7 protein-coding genes are annotated in these 9,565 nt (G+C 32.5%); 2 read left to right on the top strand and 5 right to left on the bottom strand.

Translation table 11 applies throughout. From position 1 onward, the window contains the following. Nucleotides 1-264 precede the first annotated feature (264 nt). The 4 genes from AVL50_RS16880 to AVL50_RS16865 all read right to left on the bottom strand — a co-directional run bounded on the left by AVL50_RS16880 (nucleotide 265) and on the right by AVL50_RS16865 (nucleotide 4,605). Nucleotides 265-834, bottom strand: a complete 570-nt coding sequence (locus AVL50_RS16880; RefSeq protein WP_062617675.1) for a tetratricopeptide repeat protein — start codon at nucleotides 832-834, stop codon at nucleotides 265-267. A gap of 782 nt (nucleotides 835-1,616) precedes the next feature. Then, nucleotides 1,617-2,009 (bottom strand): hypothetical protein, encoded by a 393-nt coding sequence (locus AVL50_RS16875; protein WP_062617674.1) that lies wholly within the window; start codon nucleotides 2,007-2,009, stop codon nucleotides 1,617-1,619. Between the two features lie 153 nt (nucleotides 2,010-2,162). Continuing rightward, entirely contained in the window at nucleotides 2,163-2,672 is a 510-nt protein-coding gene (locus AVL50_RS16870) for a hypothetical protein (protein ID WP_062617673.1), read from the bottom strand. 376 nt (nucleotides 2,673-3,048) lie between these two features. Further along, nucleotides 3,049-4,605 (bottom strand): patatin-like phospholipase family protein, encoded by a 1,557-nt coding sequence (locus AVL50_RS16865; RefSeq protein WP_062617672.1) that lies wholly within the window; start codon nucleotides 4,603-4,605, stop codon nucleotides 3,049-3,051. Between the two features lie 411 nt (nucleotides 4,606-5,016). Here AVL50_RS16865 and ruvC point away from each other — a divergent pair, with 411 nt between their 5' ends. Then, nucleotides 5,017-5,586, top strand: a complete 570-nt coding sequence (ruvC, locus tag AVL50_RS16860) for a crossover junction endodeoxyribonuclease RuvC (protein WP_062617671.1) — start codon at nucleotides 5,017-5,019, stop codon at nucleotides 5,584-5,586. A gap of 4 nt (nucleotides 5,587-5,590) precedes the next feature. Here ruvC and AVL50_RS16855 read toward each other — a convergent pair whose 3' ends face one another. Beyond that, a complete protein-coding gene (locus tag AVL50_RS16855; protein WP_062617670.1) occupies nucleotides 5,591-7,456 on the bottom strand; it encodes an ATP-binding protein in 1,866 nt (621 codons plus the stop codon). A 428-nt stretch (nucleotides 7,457-7,884) separates the two neighbouring features. Here AVL50_RS16855 and AVL50_RS16850 point away from each other — a divergent pair, with 428 nt between their 5' ends. Further along, complete coding sequence (locus AVL50_RS16850) at nucleotides 7,885-9,399, top strand: carboxypeptidase-like regulatory domain-containing protein (RefSeq protein ID WP_062617669.1); 1,515 nt, start codon at nucleotides 7,885-7,887, stop codon at nucleotides 9,397-9,399. Nucleotides 9,400-9,565: the final 166 nt, after the last annotated feature.

Here is a 9,565-nt window from a genome sequence, read left to right as displayed (position 1 = left end):
ATAATCACGAAAGACGACATAGTTCAATTGATAATCAAAAACCTTTCTATATCTTTGAGAAGGGTCGCCGAGACACAAGCTCAAAACCAAAAGAAAAACCACATTCTATGAGTTGTAAAGGCCAAGATGAATGGTCTGCCGCAGGCGCAACACAGACCAGCCTTGACAAATCATAAAATGGGTTTTAATAAAAGGTTTGAAGCTGAATCTCTCAAAAAAAGATAATTATCTTTTCCACTTAGACAGTCCAAACTAGTGGGGTAACTATATATCAACAAGTTTAAAAATACTCTTTTTAGCGTTATCTAAATCATTTTGTGAAAAATAAATTATTCCCAACATAAGATGAGAAGCCATGTGATTATTATTTAAGCTAATAGATTTTTTTAGATTGGTAATTGCCTCATCATAGTTTTTTAACGATGATTGTACAAGACCTAATTGATAATATGCTTTGAAGTTCGCTTCTATTTCTATAGATTTTTCAAGATAAAAAAGTGATTTTGAATAATCAATTTCCATAAATAAATAGCCTAAAAAATTACATGTATCAAAATTTAAATTATCTTTTTTATAGCTCAACTTTAAATTAACTATGGCTAATTCTTGTTCACCTAAATACATATGACCTGCTCCTTTGTAAAAAAAAGCACGCGATATAAGTTTATCATTGTTATAAAGTTTGATTATTGGTAATAATTCGATGGCATCATTACTATAATTCACCATTTTTTTATACTCCTTTTTATTCATTGCATCAATAGCATTATTAATATAATCGTAATACTTAAAACGTTTCGGTATATTAATAATCTTTACTATTGTTTTTTTCATCCTATAAAATTCCTTTAATTGTATTAACAACTTGAGCTACTCTACTAGCCTTTTTTTATTTCAGAGTCATGAGAAGGAGGTCTTCCCATAGCTCCAAAAGCTTCAGAGAATAATTCAACTATAGAATCATGATGTTTGATAACAAAATTCTCACTTGTGTCTATATTTTGAAGGAGTCTGTTGACTCCCTACTTCACAAATTAATGAGCATTTTTTACTGATAAAAGGATTTATGGAATATATTTCTTTCTTCAATATTTTTGTGTTGTTAACTCGAAGTCGAGAGACTTTCCCGATCGTTAGACACAAGTATAGACTTAATACTTGTCTCAGAGGGGAGAGCTCATTCCCCTATACATGGGAAAGAGTTTCCCATATAGAGGGGACACCTTTTCCCATTACTATGATACCCTCTTTCCCATGAGTATGGGACAACTTCTTTCTAGCAGATAAAGTATTGTAATCGTACATCCCGGCACGTACACACTGTACATGCCGGGACTTACGGGGTGTGAGTCCTAGGACTTACACACTGTAAGTGCTACTACGTACATGATGTAAGTCCTAGCACTTGCATGGCTTTATTCCTTAATGACGACAAAAAGGATTGATTTTATTCGGGGTATGCTTATTTCAAACTACATTCTAATTATAATATACAAACAAGCCAATCTACGTAAGGGTAGATTGGCTTGTTTTACTGTTATGAGTTACGAACTTAAACTGTGGGAAAGTTTCGAAGTGATGCTTGTCGGCTGAACACGATGAACATTAGAAGAAACCTAAAAACCAAATATTAATTCAATAAAAGGTATAGATACGGCAATAATATAATTCATAAGAAATGATCTGCTTCTTTTTTTAATTGACTTAGGAGATATTTTTTTTTCAAAAAAATCTAAATCAAATTCTTTTACTTTTGAGCTAACAAAAATAAAAGGTAAGTAATAAATAAGAAAAGTAGCCACAAAACCATATATCAAATAATCACCAAATAAAAACATTCCCCATCCAACAATATTAAATACATTAAAAAAAAGCATAAAGAAAAATACTACTAATTTTGTGATGAAAATTGTATATAAAATATGTTTTTTGTCTATATCTTTTTTATAACCTTGCTTATTATACTCAAAACATATTGCATTTAATATCGTTCTTTTGTAAATATTCATTTTTATTGTGTTTTTATTATCCTCCAGTAATTTGATAATACATCTCCAAGGACTTACACACTGTAAGTACTACTATGTACACGATGTAAGCCCTAGCACTATTCCTTAATGACGACAAAAAGGATTGTACATACGAGTTCTCGCTCAGAACAATTATAGCTTCAGTTCATCAAGTATCACTTTTCTATAACAAGAACATTGATTGGACTCATCAGGTCTTCGATTCAATGAATCGTTAGAGATTATATAAGTTTCTACTCCATTTGTCATAACACCAGTATCTATATAAATGGCCCCTTTATTAGATAGTTTTATTTTAGTCTTTATATACCATTTATCTGTTAATTTTATCCCATTTCTATTCCTTGCTAGAGCTTCATCATTAAAAATGTTTACACAATTTAAAAAATTTTCAAACTCATAAATTTTAATGACTGAATCTATTTTAACGTCACTCTTTAAAGGAAAATCTCTTAAAGTGACTTCTATTTCTTCTATGTTCTCTTTATTATCTAAAATGATACTTTTATCATAAATTTCAGTAGTATCATACTTTCTTCCTATAAGGAAAAAGATAAATCCAAGTACAAAAAAAAATATTTGAAGTGTCACTATTATCTTTAAGACAAGCTTAATAAAGCTCATTATTTTACCCTTATTCATTATCCGTTTTAATCATCTATTTAAAGTTTGCCACATAGAAAATACACTATTGATTTTCTCTTAACCCCCAGTTTGCTATTTGTAGTTATTCATTTTGAATCCCATTTCAAGAGGTTCATTTATATAACGTCAGACAAATTCATTGTATAAACATCAACTAGATTGTATTATTATTTCGATCTACAAAAGATAAATCGTTAATGTATTTAAGCAACTTAAATAACAAAGTACATTGATTTAAATCGTAATACTGAACCCATATACTTTCTGATTTGTCAATCGAATCAATTATAAAAAATTGAACCCCCCACAACTCTTATTTCAGAGATTGCAGGGGTTCAGATTTACAAAGTTTTTATTTTTTCAGAACTAAATATTAAACAGAGAATGGTGATTGATCTCCCTTTAGCTTGACGTTTTCCATAATTGTATGCGAAGCTAAATGAGCTAAAAGAGTCGCTTGCTCATTTTTCAAATCAATTATATCGCTAGAATTTTCAAAAAAAGTAGCGTAATGCGGAAAATTATTATTCTCAATTTCATTTAAAACTGTTTCCTTTACATCATAGTCTTTAATTTGCTCTAACCAATTTTCATTTAAACTATTATGTACCCATGTAATCTCTACAGAATGTCCACTCACAACACCAAATAACTGATTATCCATTGTTTGATAATTATCTGTTATAATCAGTGGTAACCCCTGCTTCTTTAGGTTGTAAAACTTATCCTTTAAGCCTTTCACAATCTCAGCATTGCTTTTACCATTCTGGGTTAAACAAACATTATTATCATATCGATCTAATTTATCTTTAACCTTCAAAAAGAATGATTGAATCATGTTAGAAATTTCAATCTCCTCTTTTTCATATTGAACTTCTGTGTTAGTGTTTATAAAAGCTATAATCTTACTAACCTTTCTTGATAACAATGGTAGTACACCTGTATTATCTAGATAACCTCCATCAACTACATCGTACTCTTTTGCCCTAAATTTAGGGTTATCTTCATCTTTAACTGTCCAATATTTAAATTCTGGAAATCCTATTTCCCCAATAATTGGTATATCTGCAGGAGCAGAGCCAGTTGCTGCAATGACATCTGACAAAGAAAATCTCTTTTTCTCTTTGTTTAAACGTGTTGTAAAAGATTTATTGGCTGTATCAATTGATTCTGGTGCATCTGAGTCAAAAGCAAATGATTCAATGTAGCAACCTCCCAGGCCTAAATTACCATTTGCCCCTTCATTTGGAAAATGTTTAGGAACTCCTGTATATAATGGGGTAATTTCAAGTGGAAACCTACTAAACTCGGTTATAAAGGATCTTGAAACTGCTGCATTTACAATTAAGAATGGGCGGTTATCTTTTGTTATATAAAAATCTGATTTCTTTAGTGACTTATTATTGGCAATAATTCTATCACGTTCTTCATGATCAAGAGTAAAGAGCTTTTTTCTGTTTCCTATGAAAAAAGGAGTCAAAAAGATCTTATTTAAAATACTTGCAAAGAATTCATCACCTTCCAAAAGATTTCTAAAAAAGTGACCTATTACTTCAGAGTTAGCGGGAGCAGTTAAATATTCACTTTTGCCAATATTTTTGATATCGTTTACATCTAGATCTTCAGGGGCAATATAATCTCCCAAAAAGGTCTCATCTTGAATTGAGGAATCCAAAAAAGTATATGGAACTGAGGCCCAAGCTCCACCACTTACAGCAGAAATATATTTTACTTTTGATAAAACTCCAATTTTATGAAGTGTTCTTAGGTAACCCAATGTTAGTGGAGCTGATCTATTTCCCCCTCCACTAAATGCAATTCCAAGATCTTCTTTATTTCTTATGTAGGATTTTCCTTCTTCTGGGAATTGAGTAGCATTTGTTGTGTCCCAATAGTTTGCAGATGCGTAGCTATGTTTAGAATTAAGCATAATTAATTAGTAATAGTTTACATTTGATTTCATTAGAACATGTTTGGAGTACATATTTAAAAGTGAAAATTATCCATTTTAGATTGTGATGAAATTAATTCCAGAGAAAATAGCGACTTTATAGTGGTGAAATTAATAAATTTACATCCTGAAAGGGTGAATTTTTACTAAAAGAGATGTTTCAAACATGCTCTTAACAAATTAGTAAAGTAAAATGTATTAACAAAATTGAAGGCTCTTCTTATTTGATGCGAACGAACAAAATCTTCTCATTTAAATTCAGTTCACTGAAAACTAACCCCTGATTCCAAAACCATTACTAATCTCCTAACAAGTTTTCACTTCTCTTCCAATGAACTTCAAGCTAAATTCCATTACTTTGTATTTTTAAAAAGTAAGAAGAAAAGAGATATGTTAGCCACTGTAAAAGAAAAGTTAGTATTAGGAATTGACCCTGGAACGCAGGTGATGGGATATGGTCTTATTTTGGCCAAAGGACAAAAGCTAACGTTGGTGCAGTATGGTGTGATTCATTTGAAAAAATACTCTTCTCATGCGTTGAAGCTGAAAAAAATACATGAACGTATTACTTCTATTTTGGAAGAGTACGCTCCGGATGAAGTGGCGTTGGAGGCTCCTTTTGTGGGGCAAAATGTACAGTCGGCTTTGAAATTGGGCAGAGCACAGGGCGTAGCGATGTCGGCGGCGCTGATGAGGGATATTCCGATTACGGAGTATGCTCCTAAAAAAGTAAAGGCGGCGGTGACGGGGAACGGAAATGCTTCTAAGGAGCAAGTTTCCAATATGATTGAGAAGCTGTTGAAGTTTAAAATTGATGATCAGTCGTTGTTTGATGCAACGGATGCTTTGGGCGTGGCTATTACGCATATTTTCCAGAATGGTGTAAATACTTCTAAGAAGAAATCATGGTCTTCCTTTATTGCAAATAACCCAAGTAGAGTTTCAAAAACGAAAAAGTAAGGTGCTAGGAGGCAACACTTTTTTTAACATCTAATGGTACTTTAACGATAAAAGCACTTCCTTTTCCTTCTTCGCTTTCACAGACAATATCACCTTTCATGGCGTCAATAAATTTTTTGGCAATACTCAACCCTAAACCTGTGGAAGACTCCCCATCTGTGGGTTTTGCAGAAAGGCGCTGAAATTTCCCAAACATACGCTTCATATCTGATTTGGAAATGCCGGGACCATTGTCTTTAATAATCACACTTGCTTGTTCCTCACTGCAAATCTTTACCTCCACTTCAATTTTCTCTTCTTTTGGTGAGAATTTTATAGCGTTACTTAAAAGGTTATCGAGTACCTGTCTTACACCATTTGGATCAGCAAAAACAGTAACGGGCTTCAGTTTCTGAATTATTTGGATATCTTTTTTCTTAGCGGTATGCTCACAGTTTTCTACAACTGTTTCTACCACTTCATCTATATCAAAAGAACTCATATTCAAATTCATATGCCCTGCCTCAATTGCTTTCACGTCTAAGATTCTTGTAATCATCTCATTCATTCTCAGCAAAGCATTTTTTACTCCTTTGGCACAATCTTGATTATCACCATCCAATTCTACTTCTAAAAGCTGAGAGAGTGTCAGAGCTGAAGTTAACGGATTTCTTAAATCGTGTGCTACAACGCCTATCAAATGATTCTTCTCTTCATTTAGATTATTGAGCAATTCATTATGTTCTTTTACTTCCTCATTTCTAAGTGCCAATTCGCTTTGCTGATGTTGTAAAAGTTCATTTGCTGCGGTGAGTCTTTTGGTCAATTCACGTTGTTTCAAACGCTCTTTGATGAATACCATAATCACACCAATCAAAAGGAAAGAAATCACTAAAGAAGCAATAGTAACCACTAGCTGTTTGTCCATACTTGCCTGTTGTGCTTTCTTTTGCTCTTCCAATAGTTGATTTCTTGCTTCCTGTTCTTTGAATCTCACGTGAGTTTCCAACAATGCTACCTCACGCATTTTTTCTTGGGTAAATACACTGTCGTAAAGAGAATGGGATTGTCTGACATACATTAAAGCAGATTTATAATCCCCTTTTCTTTCATAAAGTTCTGATAATTGAGAGGAAGCACCCATTAATTCATGTCTAGCTTCTAAATTGGTGGCCAATTGATAACTTTCTTGAGCGTAATGTAAAGCGGAATCAAGTTTATTCATATCAATGTAAAGCCCTGCAATATTACTAGCCACTTGAGTCAACCCTCTTTTATCACCCAAGTTGTCTAGAATGTTATAAGCATCTTTATAAGCACGTAAAGATTGGCTGATCTCTCCTACAATTCTGTATACAATAGCGATATCATTGTAGGAATAGGCCAATGCATTTTTCTGATTTTCCTTTCTTCTTATCTGAATTGCTTTTTTATGATAGGCTAAAGAATTTTCGTATTGCTCCTTGTAATAAAGAATGTTTGCCATATTGCTGTAAGCCAATGCTCTCAAACGTGCCGATGAAGAATCATTGAGCAGTTCCAATCCTTCTTTATAGTAAATATATGCTTTATCATGCTCTCCTTGCACCTCATAGGCCTTTCCTAGGTTCTGAATGGAAACGTTCCAAGCAGATGTATCCCCAAGGTTTTTCGCAATATTGGATGATTCAAAATAATCTTTTAAAGCTTCGCTATACTCTGCTTGATAATAATGCACTACTCCCTTCAAATGATACGCTTGCTGTAAATCCTCCTGATCATTGATCTGTAAGGCCACATCGATAGCCTGATCCGCAAAATAGAGAGCGGAGTCCAAATCAGAAGATTGATTATAGAGCGTACAGAGCGACAAGAGGTCTTTCACATATTGTTCATTGACTTCCTGATGCATAATTTTTTTCCTTAGACTATCAATTTCGTGGGTCTTTTTTGAATTCAAAGATTGGGCAGAGAGTGATAGTGAAAAAATTAAAGTGATGAAGAGCGAATAGTATTTCAAAAGAATAGCATTAATAATAGATAATAATAGTTATCCCTGTGGGACCTCAATATATAAAGACAACGATAAAATTTAAAGGTTGCAAGGATAATTTTATTTCGCTTTAATATTATTTATGTTAATAAAAAAGTAAATCTCTTTTTTCAAAAAATAACTATATTCATCTAAAAGTTTGTACTATTTCACCTTCACAAGTGTCAAGTTGAGTAGATATCATCATTAATAATGGAAATTCTAGTGCGTGTTTTCAGCGTTGAGTGATATTCAATAATGCGATCTTATTAATTATCTCATATCCTTTTTAAAATAACAAACTATCTATGTTACAAAAAATTGTATTCGTTTTCTTAAGTATTTTATTCTCTAATCATCTATTAGCTCAAGAGTTTATAAAAGGTCAAATTACTGATGCAGAATCCAAAGAGGCGCTCCCTTTTACCAATATTTTATTTACTGAAAAAGGGAAAGGTACTGTTTCAAATGAAGAAGGAAATTATACCATCAACCTTTCTAATTTAAGTGATAAAGACTCTATCACTTTCAGTTATGGAGGGTATACACCCCAATCTTTTTTAGTAAAAAGTATTCGAAGAAAGACAACTTTAAATGTAACTCTTCAACCCCTTGTAATCAATCTTGATGAGGTAGTGATTACTTCAAAAAATATTTCTGTGAAAGATATCATGAGTAAAGTTGAAGAGAATTTTACTGAAAATTATAAGAAGGAAAATATGAAAGAGGTACTGTTCATTCATAGTTTCAACAAGACTACAATGAATAAAGACAACCCTTTCCAATTAAAAAAGTCGAGTTTTGATCAAATTGACAGAGAGAAAAGTCAAAAGATCATGGATATGTTACCTGATGAATTTGTGAACTACATTGACAGCAAGCATACATGGTATACAGGTGAAGACGAGCACAAACTGGTACAACAAAAATCCATTTCTCTAGAAGAGAGTTCCCTTGATAATATCAATAAAGAAATAGAAAAATCGCTCAATTTTCTTGTAGAAGACATTGAGAACTCTTTTGAGCAAGAAAAAGTTTATTATAGAATTAAATCAGGTATCATTGGTACAAAACTTAATGAAGGCGATGATGAATCTGATTCTTTAAATGTTGAAAATGCAGATGTTTTTGATTCTCTGCACTACAACTTTAAAACGAAATATGTCAAAGGCAGTGTCAAAGAGATCTTTAATAATGTGACAAACTTAGATAGTGATTACTTGGAATTTATCACCAAAAAAGGAAAGTACAATTATGAATTGGAAGGAGCTACAATGATAGGTGATGATGTGGCTTATAAAATCTCTTTCACTCCTAAAGGCGGTAATTTCCAGGGGACTATTTTCGTCTCTTCTGAGACTTTTGCCCTACTACAAATAGACACTGAATATGCCCCTGGGAAAAGAGGTAAACACATTCAATTGTTGGGTGTGGGATATTCAGAAAACTATAAGAAATTAAGAGTGATCTTTGAAAAAGGAGATACGAGTTACTATGTGAAATACATCTATAATCAAGCTAAAGTCTCTTTTTCATTGGAACGTAACTTATCCCTTCTTAAAAAGCAAAAACGTTTTATGTTTGATAAAACATTGGAGGAAATTAAAGTGAAAACGAACCTCCATATGAACTCCAATGAAACCAAAGAACTATTGGTATTAGACCGTCAGAAAATTACAGCGGGGCAATTTGAGAAAATTAAAGAAAAAGAAATTATCAAAGTGAAAAGGGAAAAAACAAACTCTCTTGATTTATGGGAAGGAGGAACTGTAATTACACCTACTAAATCCTTGGAAGAATATCAAAGAAAGGAGGAAATCTAATTACAAGTTTATAGTCCATAAGTACTCTCTTAACGTAAATTATCGTCAACTTTTTATAATCTACTTTCAAGCTTCCTTCTTCTTCATTTTTCCATTGATGAAAAACGAAGCAAAAAATCTAGGCTTAGAAGTCAAAAGCTAAATTTCATTCCACTCGCCTAAATGA

This window comes from Flammeovirga sp. SJP92 (genome assembly GCF_001583495.1).
Classification (GTDB): Bacteria; Bacteroidota; Bacteroidia; order Cytophagales; family Flammeovirgaceae; genus Flammeovirga.
The sequence above is the reverse complement of the archived record's forward strand: the minus strand, read 5'-3'. Positions and strand labels throughout refer to the sequence as shown.